Annotated in this window: 16 protein-coding genes and 1 tRNA gene; 1 reads left to right on the forward strand and 16 read right to left on the reverse strand. The window is 56.3% G+C overall.

Features of this window, described 5'->3' with window-relative positions:
* Positions 1 to 29 precede the first annotated feature (29 nt).
* From Q0Z71_RS11120 to Q0Z71_RS11170, 11 genes are all read right to left on the reverse strand, one after another.
* Positions 30 to 1,235 (reverse strand): FprA family A-type flavoprotein, encoded by a 1,206-nt coding sequence (locus Q0Z71_RS11120; protein WP_298022435.1) that lies wholly within the window; start codon positions 1,233 to 1,235, stop codon positions 30 to 32.
* A 166-nt stretch (positions 1,236 to 1,401) separates the two neighbouring features.
* Positions 1,402 to 2,106 carry a V-type ATP synthase subunit D gene (locus Q0Z71_RS11125; RefSeq protein WP_298022438.1) on the reverse strand — a complete coding sequence of 235 codons (705 nt, stop codon included), beginning with the start codon at positions 2,104 to 2,106 and terminating at the stop codon, positions 1,402 to 1,404.
* 13 nt (positions 2,107 to 2,119) lie between these two features.
* On the reverse strand, positions 2,120 to 3,505 hold the full coding sequence (locus Q0Z71_RS11130; RefSeq protein WP_298022440.1) for a V-type ATP synthase subunit B: 1,386 nt from the start codon (positions 3,503 to 3,505) through the stop codon (positions 2,120 to 2,122).
* The gene (locus Q0Z71_RS11135) at positions 3,505 to 5,274 is read right to left on the reverse strand and encodes a V-type ATP synthase subunit A (RefSeq protein WP_298022442.1); all 1,770 of its coding nucleotides are present in this window, start codon (positions 5,272 to 5,274) and stop codon (positions 3,505 to 3,507) included. The genes Q0Z71_RS11130 and Q0Z71_RS11135 overlap by 1 nt, the downstream gene beginning before the upstream one ends.
* Before the next feature lie 159 nt (positions 5,275 to 5,433).
* Positions 5,434 to 5,751 carry a V-type ATP synthase subunit F gene (locus tag Q0Z71_RS11140; RefSeq protein ID WP_298022445.1) on the reverse strand — a complete coding sequence of 106 codons (318 nt, stop codon included), beginning with the start codon at positions 5,749 to 5,751 and terminating at the stop codon, positions 5,434 to 5,436.
* Between the two features lie 12 nt (positions 5,752 to 5,763).
* The gene (locus Q0Z71_RS11145) at positions 5,764 to 6,768 is read right to left on the reverse strand and encodes a V-type ATPase subunit (RefSeq protein ID WP_298022448.1); all 1,005 of its coding nucleotides are present in this window, start codon (positions 6,766 to 6,768) and stop codon (positions 5,764 to 5,766) included.
* A 99-nt stretch (positions 6,769 to 6,867) separates the two neighbouring features.
* Positions 6,868 to 7,458, reverse strand: a complete 591-nt coding sequence (locus Q0Z71_RS11150; protein WP_298022451.1) for a V-type ATP synthase subunit E — start codon at positions 7,456 to 7,458, stop codon at positions 6,868 to 6,870.
* A 22-nt stretch (positions 7,459 to 7,480) separates the two neighbouring features.
* Positions 7,481 to 7,972, reverse strand: coding sequence for a V-type ATP synthase subunit K (locus Q0Z71_RS11155; RefSeq protein ID WP_298022454.1), 492 nt, complete (start codon positions 7,970 to 7,972; stop codon positions 7,481 to 7,483).
* A 16-nt stretch (positions 7,973 to 7,988) separates the two neighbouring features.
* On the reverse strand, positions 7,989 to 9,920 hold the full coding sequence (locus tag Q0Z71_RS11160) for a V-type ATP synthase subunit I (RefSeq protein WP_298022457.1): 1,932 nt from the start codon (positions 9,918 to 9,920) through the stop codon (positions 7,989 to 7,991).
* Between the two features lie 16 nt (positions 9,921 to 9,936).
* Positions 9,937 to 10,251, reverse strand: a complete 315-nt coding sequence (locus tag Q0Z71_RS11165; RefSeq protein WP_298022460.1) for a hypothetical protein — start codon at positions 10,249 to 10,251, stop codon at positions 9,937 to 9,939.
* 461 nt (positions 10,252 to 10,712) lie between these two features.
* A complete protein-coding gene (locus Q0Z71_RS11170) occupies positions 10,713 to 11,336 on the reverse strand; it encodes a hypothetical protein (protein ID WP_298022463.1) in 624 nt (207 codons plus the stop codon).
* 150 nt (positions 11,337 to 11,486) lie between these two features.
* Here Q0Z71_RS11170 and Q0Z71_RS11175 point away from each other — a divergent pair.
* Positions 11,487 to 11,563, forward strand: a tRNA-Arg gene (locus Q0Z71_RS11175).
* 307 nt (positions 11,564 to 11,870) lie between these two features.
* On the opposite strand, the gene Q0Z71_RS11180 is transcribed toward Q0Z71_RS11175, so the two are convergent.
* The 5 genes from Q0Z71_RS11180 to Q0Z71_RS11200 all read right to left on the reverse strand — a co-directional run bounded on the left by Q0Z71_RS11180 (position 11,871) and on the right by Q0Z71_RS11200 (position 16,219).
* Complete coding sequence (locus Q0Z71_RS11180; protein ID WP_298022466.1) at positions 11,871 to 12,779, reverse strand: AEC family transporter; 909 nt, start codon at positions 12,777 to 12,779, stop codon at positions 11,871 to 11,873.
* 101 nt (positions 12,780 to 12,880) lie between these two features.
* Positions 12,881 to 14,071: a M20/M25/M40 family metallo-hydrolase gene (locus tag Q0Z71_RS11185; protein WP_298022468.1), complete on the reverse strand. Its 1,191-nt coding sequence runs from the start codon at positions 14,069 to 14,071 to the stop codon at positions 12,881 to 12,883.
* Between the two features lie 18 nt (positions 14,072 to 14,089).
* Positions 14,090 to 14,740 carry an AbgT family transporter gene (locus tag Q0Z71_RS11190; RefSeq protein ID WP_298022470.1) on the reverse strand — a complete coding sequence of 217 codons (651 nt, stop codon included), beginning with the start codon at positions 14,738 to 14,740 and terminating at the stop codon, positions 14,090 to 14,092.
* Positions 14,737 to 15,486 carry a hypothetical protein gene (locus tag Q0Z71_RS11195; protein ID WP_298022472.1) on the reverse strand — a complete coding sequence of 250 codons (750 nt, stop codon included), beginning with the start codon at positions 15,484 to 15,486 and terminating at the stop codon, positions 14,737 to 14,739. Before Q0Z71_RS11195 ends, Q0Z71_RS11190 begins: the two co-directional genes overlap by 4 nt.
* 43 nt (positions 15,487 to 15,529) lie before the next feature.
* Positions 15,530 to 16,219 carry an aspartate/glutamate racemase family protein gene (locus tag Q0Z71_RS11200; RefSeq protein WP_298022474.1) on the reverse strand — a complete coding sequence of 230 codons (690 nt, stop codon included), beginning with the start codon at positions 16,217 to 16,219 and terminating at the stop codon, positions 15,530 to 15,532.
* Between the last annotated feature and the right edge of the window lie 249 nt (positions 16,220 to 16,468).

The following is a 16,468-nucleotide window of genomic DNA, read 5'->3' on the forward strand; positions in this document are numbered from 1 at the left end:
CCGTGCTCCCGCTCTTTTGATCGTCTGGTTTATCCCAGGAGATCCGCCGCCAGCGTATCCGCCAGCGCCTCCAGGGCCTCCCGCTTGTCCGCCTTGACAGAGGATTTCAGGCTGACCGTGCTCTCCAGCACCGTCATATGCTTCATTGTCCCCAGGATCTCGGCCATCTGCTTTCCCGCCGTGGCCGCCCAGGTGCCGTTATCAATGAGCGCCGCGGTGCGGTTTTGCAGGCTGTGGGCCTTCAGGTCCAGCAGCAGGTTCTCCATGGGCGTGAAGATGCCCCCGTTATATGTAGCGGCGGCGAATACCAGATGGCTGCACCGGAAAGCCTCGCCCACCAACTGGGACACATCCGTGTGGGACACGTCATACAAGGCGATATTCTGAACGCCCTTCTCCGCCAGGCGGTTTGCCAGGATCTCCGCCGCGTTCTCCGTGTTGCCGTAGATGGAGCCGCAGAAGATCGCCACGCCCCGGTCCTCCGGCGTATAGGTGCTCCACTTCTGATATTTATCAATGAACCAGTTGATGTTCTCCCGCCAGATAGGGCCGTGCAGGGGACAGATGCAGGCGATTTCCAGCCCGGCGGCCTTTTTCAGCAAGGCCTGGACCTGGACGCCGTACTTGCCCACGATATTGGTGTAGTAGCGCCGGGCATCGTCCAGCCAATCCCGCTCAAAATTCACCTGATCGGCGAAAATATTGCCGTTCAGAGCGCCGAAGGTGCCGAAGGCGTCAGCGGAAAACAGGACCTTATCCGTGGCATCATAGGTCACCATGACCTCCGGCCAGTGGACCATGGGCGCCATGGCGAAGGTAAAGGTATGGCGGCCCGTGTTCAGGGTGTCCCCTTCCTTCACGGTCACAGTGCGCCCGGACAGGTCGCTTTCAAAGAACTGGCCGATCATGGTGATGGTCTTGGCGTTGCCCACCACCTGGGCGTCCGGGTAGCGCCGCAGGACCTCGCCCAGCGTGGCGCAGTGGTCCGGCTCCATATGGTCCACCACGATGTAGTCCAGCTTGCGGCCGTTCAGACCGTATTCCAGGTTTTCTAAAAAACGCTCTCCCACCGCCTTGTCCACGGTGTCCAGCAGGACCGTCTTTTCGTCCAGGACCAGATAGGCGTTATAGGACACGCCCCGGGGAATGGGAAACACGTTTTCAAACAGGGCCAGCCGGCGGTCGGAGGCTCCGATGAACAGGATGTCCGATGTGACAGACTGTGTGCAATGCATGATTTGATTCTCCCTTTTTGTAAGAATTTTTTCCAAATCATAATCTATTCCATTCCACGCGGTTTGTCAAGGTTTTATCCAGCTAACCTTGATTTTGTCCATAAAACAGGGCGGCCCTTTAGGGCCGCCCTGTTTTCATCGTGTCAGGAACAGTTTCTTTTCCGATTTACACAGGCTTCTCCTCTGCCCCAAACGTCTCAATGGCTTTTGCGGTCTCGGCCCGCTTCTCCTCCAGAGACTCCTTCAGGATCATATCCTTCACCTTCATCAGCCGGGTGGTGGTGGCGCGGTCGTTCTCATCCAGCTTCATGGTGATATAGCGGATCGACTCCTGGGTGTCGGGGATCACCACATACTCCAGGGCGTTGACGCGGCGGCGGGTCTTTTCGATCTCCTCCGCCATCAGTTGGGCGGACTTTTCGATCTCCGCCAGCTTCAGCATCTTCCGAAATACGCGCCCCAGGGCATCCACGGCGGTATCCAGCTCACCGGAGGTGGCCGCGAAGCCATAGGGATAGATATCGGAATCGGACTTGGTCTTGGTCTGGAAGTGATAGACAGGGACGTTGACGGACATGATGTTCTGACTGGTCTGGGTCAGTTCCACGCTCTGCTTGGGATACAGCAGCGCCTGTTCCAGCGCCTCGGAGCTCATCAGGGCGGAGGCGACGGTGAAGGACTTGTGGACCGTCATCAACTCCTCCTCCACCTCGGCGCGGAGCGCGCGGACCTCCCGCACCGTGTCCAGGAACTGCTTCATCAGCTCATCCCGCTTGTCTTTCAGCAGCTTGTGGCCCCGCTGGGCGGTACGCAGCTTGCCCTTCAAACGGGTGAGCTCCATACGGGTAGGGCTTACCGTGATGTTCGCCATGGCTCACCCCTCCTCATTCCTGGTCTTTCTTCGGCCAGTACTTCTCGATCAGCTCCGGTTTGATACGTTTCAGCTCCGCCTTGGGCAGGATGCTCAGCAGCTCCCAGCCCAGGTTCAGGGTCTCCTCGATGGAGCGGTTCTCCTCATAGCCCTGGTTCACATACCGCTTTTCAAATTCGTCGGCGAATTTGGCATACAGCAGGTCCGTGGGGGTCAGAGCCGCCTCGCCCAGGATGGACATCAGCTCCTTGTTGTCCTTACCGGTGGAGTACGCGGCGAACAGCTGGTTCATGGTGTCCGCGTGGTCCTCACGGGTCTTGCCCTTGCCCACGCCCTTATCCTTCAAACGGGACAGAGAGGGCAGCACGTCCACGGGGGGATGGATGCCCTGGCGGTACAGCGCACGGCTCAGAATGATCTGGCCCTCGGTGATATAGCCGGTCAGGTCGGGGATGGGGTGGGTCTTGTCGTCCTCGGGCATGGTCAGGATGGGGATCAGGGTGATGGAGCCGGGATTGCCCAGGCGGCGGCCGGCGCGCTCGTACAGGGTCGCCAGGTCGGTGTACAGGTAGCCGGGGAAGCCGCGGCGGCCGGGGACCTCCTTCTTGGCGGCGGAGACCTCACGCAGGGCCTCGGCGTAGTTGGTGATATCGGTCATGATGACCAGCACGTGCATGCCCTTCTCAAAGGCCAGATACTCGGCGGCGGTCAGGGCCATACGGGGGGTGGAGATACGCTCGACAGCCGGGTCGTTGGCCAGGTTGCTGAACAGCACGGTGCGGTCGATGGCACCGGTGCGGCGGAACTCACTGACGAAGAACTCAGACTCCTCGAAGGTGATGCCGATGGCGGCGAACACGACGGCGAAGTTTGCCGCCTCGTCGCCCAGCACCTTGGCCTGACGGGCGATCTGGGCCGCCAGGTTGGCGTGGGGCAGGCCGGAGCCGGAGAAAATCGGCAGCTTCTGGCCGCGGACCAGGGTATTCAGGCCGTCGATGGTAGAGACGCCGGTCTGGATGAATTCGTTGGGGTAATCGCGGGCGGCGGGGTTCATGGGCAGGCCGTTGATGTCCCGGTACTCCTCCGGCAGGATGTCGGGGCCGCCGTCGATGGGCTGGCCCATGCCGTTGAACACGCGGCCCAGCATGTCGCCGGACACGCCCAGCTGCAGGGGGTAGCCCAGGAAGCGGACCTTGGCGTCGGCCAGGTTGATGCCTGCGGCGGACTCGAACAGCTGGACCACGGCGGTGTCGCCGTTGACCTCCAGCACCTTGCCGCGGCGGACGGAGCCGTCATGCAGCTCCACCTCCACCAGCTCGTCATAGGTGACGTTCTCCACCATGCGGACCATCATCAGCGGGCTGACGATCTCTTCTACGGTTCTGTATTCACGAATCATTACAGCTCACCTCCCTGGGCGGCAACAGCTTCGATCTGCTGCTCCATCTCAGCCTGGATCTGGCCATATGCCTGCACATATTCCTCCACAGGCACGCTCTTGGCACGGCCGATCTTCTCACGGGCGGGGATATCAAAGAGCTTCATGACCTGCGCGCCCTTGCCGATGGCGTCGCGGCACAGCTTGTCATAGCTGAGGATGAGGGCCAGCAGCTTCTCCTGCCGGTCATAGTTGGAATAGCCGTCGATATCGGTAAAGGCGTTCTGCTGCAGGAAGTCCTCGCGGATCATGCGGGCGACCTCCAGCGTCAGCTGGTCATTGGGAGACAGGGCGTCCTTACCGACCAGCTGGACGATCTCGTTCAGACTGGACTCGTTCTGCAGGAGGCTCATGGCCTTACCGCGGTTCTGCATGAACTCCGGTCCGAAGTTCTCATCGAACCAGGGCTTCAGGGTATCCAAGTACAGGGAATAGGAGTTCAGCCAGTTGATGGCCGGGAAATGGCGCTTATAGGCCAGAGAGGAATCCAGCGCCCAGAACACCTTCACGATCCGCATGGTGGCCTGGGAGACAGGCTCGGACAGGTCGCCGCCCGGAGGGGAGACCGCGCCGACGGCGGTCAGGCTGCCCCGGCGCTCGTCGGAGCCGATGCACTCCACGGAGCCGGCGCGCTCGTAGAACTGGGCCAGACGGGAGGCCAGGTACGCGGGATAGCCCTCTTCGCCGGGCATCTCCTCCAGACGGCCGGACATCTCGCGGAGTGCCTCGGCCCAGCGGGAGGTGGAGTCGGCGATAACGGCCACGTCGTAGCCCATGTCGCGGAAGTACTCCGCGATGGTGATGCCGGTGTACACGGAGGCCTCACGGGCGGCCACGGGCATATCGGAGGTGTTGGCGATCAGCACAGTCCGCTTCATCAGGGACTCGCCGGTGCGGGGGTCCTTCAGCTCGGGGAACTCCCGCAGAACGTCGGTCATCTCGTTGCCGCGCTCGCCGCAGCCGATGTAGACCACGATGTCCACATCGGACCACTTGGCCAGCTGGTGCTGGACCACGGTCTTGCCGGAGCCGAAGGGGCCGGGGACGGCGGCGGTGCCGCCCTTGGCGATGGGGAACATGGTGTCGATGATCCGCTGGCCGGAGCACAGGGGACGCTTAGGCGGATATTTCTTGGTGTAGGGGCGGCCCACACGGACAGGCCACTTCTGTGTCATGGTCAGGGGGACTTCCCTGCCGTCGTCGGTCTTCAGGGTGGCGATGGTCTCCGTCACGTTGAAGGAGCCGCTCCTGATGTCGGTGATGGTGCCCCGCAGTCTGGGGGGCACCATGATCTTGTGGAGCACCGCGGTGGTCTCGGGGACCGTGCCGAGGATGTCGCCGCCGGTGACCTGGTCGCCCACCTTGGCGGTGGCGGTGAACTCCCACTTCTTCTCATGATCCACAGCGGGGACCTCCACACCGCGGGTGATGCAGGCACCCACCTTCTCCACGATCTTCTCCAGCGGGCGCTGGATGCCGTCGTAGATGCCCTCGATCATGCCGGGGCCAAGCTCCACGCTCATGGGCGCGCCGGTGGTCTCCACCACGGCGCCGGGTCCCAGGCCGGAGGTCTCCTCATAGACCTGAATGGACGCGGTGTCGCCCTTCATGGTCAGGATCTCGCCGATCAGACGCTGTGGGCCAACGCGGACCACGTCGGACATGTTGGCGTCCGACAGGCCCTTGGCCACAACCAGCGGTCCGGAAACTTTAACAACTTTACCGCTCAAATCGTATAACCTTCTTTCAGGTAGATTTGCTTGGAAAGGCAGCCCTCTCCCCTGTGCCCGCGGGCAACCGGGAAAGGGGCCTGGAAAAGCCTGCGGCTTTTCCGGCGGACCTGCCGCCGGCAGGTCCGGAAATCCCACTCATTTTGTCTGAGGGGACATTTAGAGGATATCCGCACCCACCGCTCGCTCAATGGCGCGCTGGATGCTGTTCCTGCCGATCCCCAGGGAGCCCTCCCGGCCGGGGATCAGGATGATGGCGGGGCGAAGCTCGTCCTTGTAGCGGGCGATCACGTCCCCCATATCCTTTGCCAGCTGTTCGGTGAGATAGATCACCGCGCAGTCTGTCTTTGCCAGTTCCCGGACCTTCTCCTTGGCCTCCTCCGGGGAGGTGACGGGATAGGTATCCAGGCCCAGAGCACGGAAACCCATGACGGATTCCCAGTCGCCGATGACGGCGATCTGATACGTTGCAGCCATCATTTCACCGCCTTACACATAGCTTGCGCGGAGCCGGGCGCGGATAACGTCGGCGCTCAGGCCCGTGCTGCGTCCCAGCAGCAGGATCCGCAGGTTGGTATACTCGGTCTCCCGGGCCGCCAGATAGCCCAGCAGCGGGGCCTCTCCAAAGGGCACGAACTGCGCCCCGGACAGGTAATCGCCCACCGCGTCGTCGCAGAGCTTTTCAAACTCCGTCATGGCGCCGCCCCGCAGCGCCTCGGCGCCGGCCTCCGCCGCCGCCTGGAACCGGGTGGGGGCGTACAGCTCCGCCATGCCGCTGCCGCCGGCAGTGCTGACGCTCAGGATCGCGCCGGGAGAGATCTCTCCCCCCTCGAACAGGACGCCCCGCAGGAAGTCCGCGTTCTTGCCCATCCGGATGGTCCGGACCAGGGTGCGCAGGTTGGCGGCGTCGATCTGGACCTGCACATAGCCACGGAGGAACGCGCTGCCGGTCTCCTCCGCCACGCTGCCCAAATCCCTGTAGCACCAGCGGTCCAGCACGATGTCGCCCAGCTGGGGATCCCGGGTGGTGTCCAGCACCTCCTTGGCCTCCGCCACAGCGGCGGCCAGACAGGCGGGCAGCTCCTCAAAGCTGCCGGTCCGAACGGCCTCCTTCAGCTCCGCCGCGGGGACCCGGCCCATATCCATCAGCAGACGGTCCGGGTCTATGCCCATGGCGTCCGCCTTGAGGATGGCCTTTGCATTGTGATAGTCATATTTCAGCTTGAAAATATCGATATACCTGGGGTCCGGGGCACTGTCCGCCAGATCGGCCAGCGTCGCCTCCCGGGCGGCGGCCAGCGCCGCGTCCATAGCCTCCGGATGTGTGGGGTCCAATTCAGGATAGCCGCACTCCTGGAGGATCTTGACCGCCTCGTCGTCCGTGCGGGCATCCAGGACCTGCTCCATCCGCTCCCGGGTCAGCAGCCCATTCTCCATGGCCCGGATCCGGGTGGAGATCGCCAGGTAATCGGTGTCTTTGATTTTTTTAGCCAAGACACTTCCTCCTTGTACTGCTCTTCCATAAGACCGTCTCCCGGTCCCATGGCCGCGGCTTCACGCCCCGGCGCCCGTGATACGGGCGAAGATATGGTGTCATCCCTCCGGGAACAGCTTCTTTGCCACCGCCCCCGCGGTCTCCGCTTTCTGCAGGCGCACCAGGGTATCGAAGGTGCAGTTGACCTCCACGTTCCGGTCCTTCAGGATGAAACCGCCCTGGATGGGCCGGGTCTCCTCCGACAGGACCAGCTTTTTGCCGGAGGTCTCGTTGGCTTTCGCCACAGCGGCCTTTCCGACCCGCTCCCGGTCTCCGGCGGAGAAGATGGCCTCTTCCCGTCCGCTGGAGGACGCCTGGACCAGCAGACCGGCCAGGACCGTTACGTATTGCTCGTCCGGCATGGCGCACAGCTTCTCCAGCGCCCGGACATAGGTCTTTTCCACCATCTCCTGCTTGGCGGCCAGCTGGACCTTGCGGGCCTCCATCTGGGCCACGCTCACCAGGCGCTCCTCCCGTTCAGCGGCGGCTTTTTCGTTCCTGGCCGCCAGCTCGGCGGCCTCTGTGTCCGCCTGGGCCTGATACCGGGCCGTGATCTGCGCGGCCTCCGCTTTGGCCTTATTCAGGATGCGGTCGATCTCCGCCTGTGCGTCGGCTTCGATCCTCTGCGTGATCTTTTCGATTCCGTTCATGTCGAATCCCCTTTCCGTGGGATCAGAACTGCAGCAGCATCAGCATGGAAGCCAGCAGGGACAGGATGGCGTAGAACTCCACGATGCCGCACAGCAGCAGGCCCTTGGACCAGTCGTCGGGCTTCTTCGCCAGAATGTTGATGGAACCGGCGGCCACGCGGCCCTGGGCGATAGCGGACAGCAGTCCGCCCAGCGCCATGGGCAGGCAGGCGGCGAAATACGCCATGCCCTCTGCGGTGGACATATTCACCAGGGCGCTGAAATCGCCGCCCATCAGGCCCATCCGGGCGATGGCGAAGAAGAACACCACCATGCCGTACAGGCCCTGGGTGCCGGGCAGCAGCTGCAAAACCATGACCTTACCGGATTTCGAGGGGTCCTGGCACAGCAGGCCGGTGCCCGCCTCACCGGCGATGCCGGTGCCCTTCGCAGAACCAACGCAGCTCAATCCCACAGCGAGGCCCGCGCCCAGCAGCGCCAGAGCCAGTCCACCAAAAGAATCAACGAAACTCATAAGAAACTCCTCCTGTTTATTTGTTTTTTACAATGTCCACATACTTTGTCGTGGTATCCAACGGAGTAAAGGCTTTGCCGCCGTCCTCATAGAACCGGCCGAAGAACTCCAGGCACTGGAGCCGCATGTCATGGACATAGCATCCCAGCAGGTTCAGCGCGAAGTTCAGCGCGTTGCCGATCATGGCGATGATGACGAAGGTGATGACATTTCCCGTCATCGCGCCCAGCTGGTTAAACACCTGGGCCACCACCGCACCGGCCAGCATCAGGGCCATCAGCCGGGAATAGGACAAAATGTCGCTGAAATACCCGGTGACGCCGTTGTAGATGCCGCCGAAAATGCCGATGAGCTTGCCGAAGACGCCCTTCTTGCCATAGCTCAGTCCAATGACCAGCACCACAACGATTGCGATCAAAGCAACCTTCATCGGCAGAACACCCAGCGCGGCCAAACCACCCAGCAGGAACACCAAGTACCACGCGCCCTCGTTGCACAGGGCGGCCATGGCCTCTCCCCGCTTGACCTGCTTATACACGCTGACAGCCATGCCGGTGAAAACCTGGAGCACGCCCAGGATCAGGGATCCGATGAGGACCGGGACCGCGTCGTCCAGCGGTGAGAACAGCGCCGGCAGGGCGAAATCCCCTCCGGTGGTCAGCTTGACGATCTGGGTCAAAAAGTCACCGAAGAATCCGCCGGTCAGCGCGCCCCAAATAAAGGTGCTCACGCCGCCAAGCCCCAGCAGCGGGATCATATGCCGCATGGTGGGGCCGTTGGGCCTGGCCTTTTTCATGATGAACAGCGAAGCCGCTATCATCAGCAGGCCGTAGCCCATGTCCGCCATCATCATGCCGTAGAACAGGATGAAGAACGGAGCCATCAGAGGATTGGGGTCCACCCCGTTATAGGCGGGGAGAGAGTACATATCCGTCACCATGTTCAGCGGCTTGGTGAACCAGTTGTTCTTCAGCTGGACCGGCACGTCGGAGATCTCCTCCTCCGTGGGGTCCGCCGTCTCCCAGGCGCAGCCGCTCCGCGCCAGGAAGTCCTCCACCTCTTTGGCCTGTTCCGCCGGGACCCATCCCTCGAAAAAGAGGATGGTGCCGTCGGTCAGCATCCGTTCCGCATTGGCGTCCTTCGCCGCCTCGGCGTTCAGCCGGTCCGCGTATACCCGCAGGGCGTCCCGCGCCTCGGCGCTCTGGACGATGGCGGTAACGGCCGCCTCCTGCGCGCTGCGGTTCTCCGCGACCTGCCGGTCCAGCGCCTGGATGTTCTCCGCCGCCGTTCCGGTGACGTTCTGGAACGCCGTCACGCTGAAATTAAAGGGGCGAAGGGTCTCCTGGACCGTTTCCGCATCCGCCTTGTGGCAGATCACCAGATAATATTTCTGCTGTTTGTCCGCGCTGACCTCGTACAGCTCCGTCGCCGTGTCAGCCGCCGCCAGCGCGGTCTTGACCGCGCCGGTGTCCGTTGCCCCGGGGCAGACGCCAAGCTGGAACACCGTATGGGCCGTTCCCGCCTGTTCCAGCGGCATGTCCAACGAGGCCCAGGGCTGCAGGCTCGCCTTTCGGGACAGCAGCCGCGCCTCCTCACTTTGCAGACGGGTCAGGTCCTGCAGCTTTTCTCCCACATCCTTGCTGACCGCCCGGGCCCGCTCTACCGTGCCGGCGCTCAGAAATTCTGCCTCAGAGATCGGATGCCGCTGGATAAACATCCCATCCTTTGTCTGCGCATAGCGCTTGATGGCGGCCAGAGCCGTGTTCACGTCCGTGATCTCGCCCCGCGTCTCAGTCAGGCAAGAGCTTCCGCGTTTGAGAAGGGCGGCCCAGGCCGGGTCCGCCAGCTTGCCGTCCGGCTCGCTGATCTCCACACAGCCCAGATGCAAAAGGCCCTTCAGCAGTTCATCCCGGTGGTCGGCCATCGCCACAACGCGGAGTTTTTTCATTTTTACAATGGCCATCTCAGTGATTCACAACCCTTCCGACAATAAACTCTGCGGCCTCTTCCAAGTGCTTGCCAGCCGTCTCCCGCAGCGCGGCGCCGGCCGTCTCCGCCGTCTGGCTGATCTGCGCCGAACGCTCCGCCGCTTTCGCTTCCGCCTGCCGCAGAAGCTCTCTGCCGCTCTCAGCCGCATCCGCGCGCACTTGCTGTAAGAGCGCAAGACCATCCCGCTCCGCGTCAGCGACGATCTGTCGCGCCTCCGCTTCAGCGGCCGTCTTGCGCTCACGGCCCAGGTTTTCCACCTGTGTGACCTTTTCGATTGCTTCCAGGGACATCCGTTTTTCACCTTCTCTCCTGCTCTGCAATGATTCCACGTTTACTCCATTATGCGGTCAACGCGCCATTCCTTCCATAGACAAATATTCCCGAATGTCACAACTCCATACGCCGTTAAGATTTTGTATAGAATCCGACCGCACTTTATGTTACCAAGTATAGGCTACCAGGCTTTTCAATGCAAGGGAATTTTGCACAAAAATGGTGCTTTCTTCCTTTTGCACAAAGTTGCAGCATATTTTTATACAAAATGAAGCGCAAACGTGTACGAAAATTATCGCAAACGTGTACGCTTATCTAAAAAATAACAATTTCTTGTTTTATTTTTAACAGGACCTGTCTCTGCCGTTCCCCCGTTTTCTGTATTTTCCGCATAACAGATCAGAGCAGGCGCTATATACTGTAATATATAATAAGGCAGGGAGACATCACAGGCCCCCGTCTCCCTGCCCATGTCCATTTAATTCTCGCCGCCTGCAGTCCGCTCCAGCACGGCTGACAGCTGATTCAGCTCCGCCCCGGCCTGGTCCATGGCCCGCGGGAGCTGGGTGAGGTTCACCTCGACCTTTCTCAGTTCGCCATTCACATGGGCGGCGGTGGATTCAAATGTATCCATCAGTACCTGATACTGCCCGCGGAACAGATCTAAGGTCCGCTGCAATTGAACAGCGGTGGCGGCCTCCAAGTCCGCGGCCCGCTTGCGGGCCTCGCACTCAATGGCTCCGATCCGCTCCCGGAACTGGGCATAAGCCTCAGCGTCAGGGCGCAGGGCATCTGCCTCAGCGGACAGCCGGGCGACTTCCGCCTCCAGGGGCTTCAGGGGCTCCAGCGCCTGCCGTGCAAATGCCTCCTGCTGCAGTTTTGCCTGCAAAGTGTCCCGCTGGGCGGACAACTCCTCCACCTGCATCCGCAGGGCGGAGATCTCCTGTTCCGCGGCCGCCATCTTTTCCCGCAGGCCGTCGTTCTCCTCCAGAAGCTTTTTCTGGTTTTCAGCGGCCTCTTTCGCCGTCCGTTCAATATATTGAATGACATCCTGCTTGTCGAATCCACCGAATGTCACGCTTTTGATGGAGTAGTTATCCATATACCCACCACTTTCTTCTGTATATTGGATGTTACTATATCATAAAATCTTCCGATTTACAAGGCCTCGAAAAAAAGTGGAAAAAAAGCAAAAAAACTCTTGCATTCCAAAAACAGGTGTGCTATTATAATTAAGCTGTCTGTGAGACATGCGCCGTTAGCTCAGCTGGATAGAGCGTCTGGCTACGGACCAGAAGGCCGGGGGTTCGAATCCCTCACGGCGTACCAAATTGAAAATCCCGCAAGCCATTGAAAACAAAGGCTCCGCGGGATTTTTGTTTTTTACAATATCAATTTTTATTCATCCAATTTGTATAATTATATTCATTCTTATACGATTTTAAATGCTTTCATGTGGTACAGGTGTGGTACACGAATATCATCCAGCATAGATAACGGGGATGGCTTTCCATGGAAGTCATTCGCACCTTCTGTGATTGATTTAAAAAACATCCAGACCGTAAGCAAACCCGATGGCAAATCTTTTGAGTCTGCCATCGGGTTTGCTGTTCATCTTTTCAAGTTTTGATGAAGCCTAAATTGCAATTTGTGCCAGTGTCACCATAACGGGAACCGTGATGATCGACAGGACCGTGCTGAGGCATACTGTAACAACACTAAACTCATAATCGCAATTGTACTGCTGCGCGAACACGCAGATATTTGCTCCCACTGGTGTGGCCGCCGCCAAATAGACAGCCAGTGCTACGCTTTTATTCTGGATAGGAACGATCCAGAATAAAAGCAGGATAACCGCCGGAATAAAGATAAGCCGGAACAGAACGCAGCCATAAGCCCGCCTATTAAACATCTGTTTGGGTGTCAGTTTTGCCATATATGTACCCATCAGAATCATAGCTACTGGCGTATTCATGCCGGCGATATATCCCAGAGTGCTGGTAATGACGTCGGGTACCGAGATACGCGAAACAAATAACACCACACCGATAACAATGGAAATAACTACCGGATTTTTAACAATGGCCTTTGCAGAAACTGCATCCCTCCGGTCTGTCATGATGTACACGCCATAGGTCCACTGAAACAGATTCAGCAAAGCAATTGAGGTGGCAACATAGAATACTCCCTCTTCGCCAATAACAGCCTGTGCCAGAGGTATACCAATAAATCCAGCGTTGCAGAAAGCTGCGGCAAAATTTTCAATGCGGCGGCGCTTGCCATATACTGCGTAGGCGATGAGCATCGCAAGCACAAACCCTGCGAGTGCCAGCCCTGCGGACAGCGCTAATTCCTCCAGGCGCTTCCGGGAATATTGGATCAGATAGGATTTTAGGATGACACAGGGAATGATCATTCGCAACAGAATGCTTCCCAGATCCTTGGAACCTTGGGCCGACAAAAAACCTTTTCGGCTCAGAAATACACCAACAGCAACCAGCAGGGCCATAATGCAAATTTGTCTTAGCAAAATAAACACTAACATACTGCAGTTCCTTTAGATTTTCGGCAAAATCTATCTTCAAATTTTCTGTGAGGCACCGCTCAATTTGCGAGTCAGATCTTTAAATATGGCAATAGATATTTCTACCATTGAGGTGAATTTTTCATTTCATCGATAACAACGGCATAAATCTTTGCACGATTAAATAGTGATTCCACCACAGCATATTCGCGTATGTTATGGTTATATTGACCGATTACGCCACAGGAACACAACACCGGGATTCCCGCCATCCCGATAGCACCGGCATCAGATCCGCCGCCTAATTGAATTGACCCGAACGGAGTAAACTCGTTTTCTATCGCAACTTTATTGATAAAGTCAAACAGTTTGAGAACTTGGTCATTCGTTTTGAACGGGTGAATTTTAGCAATGTCAATTTCGTACTCCGTGGTTGTTCCTTCGATAAAGTTCGTCTGCATAATCTCATTTACTTTGCTTAGCAGTTTCTGACCTTCTTCACTCGATGATATCCGCATATCCGCCGCAAAGTTACTACAATCGGGAATCGCCGAAGTTCCGGTGTTTCCACCACTATCAAAGATACTGATTGTAATGGTCGTGCCCTTGTCTAAATCAGTTAACTTCATCAGTTCTGCACATTTATAAATTGCTTCATGTACTGCGTTTTTTGCGGTAGTGAACTCGTTGCCAGCATGTCCGCCCAAACCACGAACCGTTGCATGTAATGTATACACCGACTTTCGTCCGATGCACAAGCTGTTGGAGATATGCCCGGTCTCCATGTTAAATGCGCAGAGCGCTCCGGATGCTTCCTTGGTAAAGAATTCATCGATATCTGTTTCCAGATGATCGCCTTCCTCTTCTCCGGCATACATCATTTTTATGGGATGTGCATCATATCCAATCTCGCGCAGTGCTTTTACAACATACAACGAAACAATGATGCCCCCCTTCATGTCTAGAACACCCGGGCCGTATGCTTTGCCATCCCGAATCTCAAACGGTTCGGGTTTTCCAAATGCGCCCGTGCGGTGAACCGTATCTACATGTCCTGAAAAGATGATTGGTTTCCCAGGTCGGTTTTTTCCCAGAATACCAACAAGGACGCCTGCACGATCAGGTCGAGATTCCCTTATGTAACATTCAAATCCCTCTTGCTCCAACTCATTTCTCAGCCATGCCTGTGCCCTTTCGACCGCTTCTTTTTCTTCATAGTGGCCTTCAAGATTAACAAAAGTCTTCCACTTGTCAATCATTTCATCGCGATGCGCATCAATAAAACTGACAATTTTCTCTCGATGAATATTCATTTCCCGATCCTCCCCGTCTTAGAATGGACCAAAGTGGATAGCCTGAGCAAATACCAGGAATGCCGCAGCAACAACACACCAGATGGACAACAGCGGGAAATAAAACTTCGCCCATTTGTTCCAGGGAATACCGGCAATGCCCAGGCAGGCGCCCTGCGTACCGTTTGTGGGCCAGAACATGTTGCTCAGACCGTCACCAAACTGATATGCCCAAACCACGGTTTGTCTTGTAATCCCACAGAGGTCGGCCAAAGGAGCCAGTATAGGGAAAAGCATAACCGCTTTGCCGCTGCCAGAAGACACAAAGAAGTTCAGAACTGTAACAATAATTAAAATTCCGATGACTGTCAGTCCACTGGGTAAACCGCTTAGTACATTGGAGAGTCCGTGGACGATTGTGTCGATGATTTTGCCCTCAGTCATAAGAACATAGGCGGCTCTTGCCAGGCAGATATAAATCGCACCCAGCATGACATCTTTACAACCATCTGCAATTGCAACGCAGATATTACGAACAGACATCCCCGCGATGAGACCTGCGCCAACACCCATGACCAGGAACATACCGGTCAATTCGGGAAGATCCCATTTCATGATCAGAACGGCCAGAATGGCAGAAATAAATACCACAACTGCGTAGATACCTGCGATTTTCTGCCGGGGAGTCATTGAATATCATTTTGCTTAGCCAGATACTCGGATCTTTTGGCCATATCCTCCGCATACACGCTGGAAACTGTCGGATCTGCCAAAACTTTCTTTGCATAGCGGGTCACGTACAAAATACCAATAGCCAGCATGACAATCATGCCAATAACACGCAGCTGCCACCCGGAATAAAGCGGCAACTCACAGATTTGCTGACCAATAATGACCGTGAATGGATTGGCAAATGCAGCGGAGAATCCAACCGCAGAACCGAGAACCACGGTTGCCATCGTTGTAATGGAGTCAAAGCCTAATCTAAACATCAGCGGCATGACGATAGGAATATACACCATGCATAGCTCAGGCGTACCAATAAAGTTATCAATCAGTGCAAAGACCGTCATCAAAACAGGAATCACCAGCAATCCCCGGCCTTCGAATTTGCGGGCAAGTGCAGACATTGCTGCATCGATCACATTAATACGGCGCAAAATCATAATTGCACCACCGGAAAAGAAAGTCATCGCCAAAATCGATGCGGCTCCAGAAAAGCCCGAACTGATAGAGCGTAATACGCCCATGGGGGAAACCGGTGCAGATTCAATGTACTGAAAACTTTCCGGATCAACAACAGATCGTCCTGTGGAGTTTACGATCCGTTCATAAGAACCAGCTGGGATAATGTACGTTAAGATTGCGATAAAAATCAGACAGCAAAATAGGATTGCCATTGTATGGGGCATCTGAAAACCTTTTTTCTCTTTCATAAGATTGCCTCCTTCAATATTTTTAGGCTCCCATTATCACACCTCACGGTGCCAACGTATACTCCATGATTGACTTACAATGTACATCAACAGAACTGATGACAGGAATATCAGTATCCTCCTGGTGCAGCAGCAGAGGCAGCTCGGTGCAGCCCAGGATCACACCGTCAGCTTCATAACTGCCGATGATTTCCTTGAAGCGCTCACGGGTGCTATCCTTAAATACGCCGATGCACAGTTCGTCAAAGATAATATTGTTAATTTCATCCTTGTCTGCATCGCTGGGAATGACCACTTCAATTCCGTGTTTTGCCAGCCCCTTGGGATAAAACTCGGAATTCATGGTGTATTTGATACCGGTCAAAAGGATTTTTTTCATATGATGTGCCAGTGCGTACTGAGCAACGGACTCCACGATGCTGATCATCGGGACTGGGGCTTTGGGAGCGACATCATCATACACGGAGTGGGGAGAGTTTGCGGTCATAGCGACAAAATCCACACCGGCCGCCGCCAAGTCGTTGATAGCGTTCAGAATGTATTCCCGATAATCATCCATTCGATTTTCATTTTCCATATCAGTGAATTTCTGAAAATCCATGCTGTAGATCACCAGTTCAGGATAGTAATAATCGTGATACTGGTCATAGTACAGCCGCATCAGATTGTCGTAATACTGCAGGGTAGATTCATAACTGAACCCACCCAGCAGGCCAATTTTTTTCTTTTTCATATACATCATCCTTTCTCCACCATTTTATCTGGTTGTGATTAAAAAAGATTATCACTGGCTGGTGCACCTTACCATTGATTACAGAGGTTATCAAGCGCATAGATATTTTTGCTAAAAAACACTCCATATATCTTCTTCTGCCTATAAAATACGCTTGAAATTGTGTGGTGTAAATGTTAAAATTGTTTGGCGAACAATATTGTTTTGTTTGCCAAACAACAAAAAAATGTGTGGCAAACAATTTGTCCG

Origin of the sequence: uncultured Dysosmobacter sp. (genome assembly GCF_947631635.1) — a bacterium.
In the GTDB taxonomy this organism is placed as follows: domain Bacteria; phylum Bacillota; class Clostridia; order Oscillospirales; family Oscillospiraceae; genus Oscillibacter.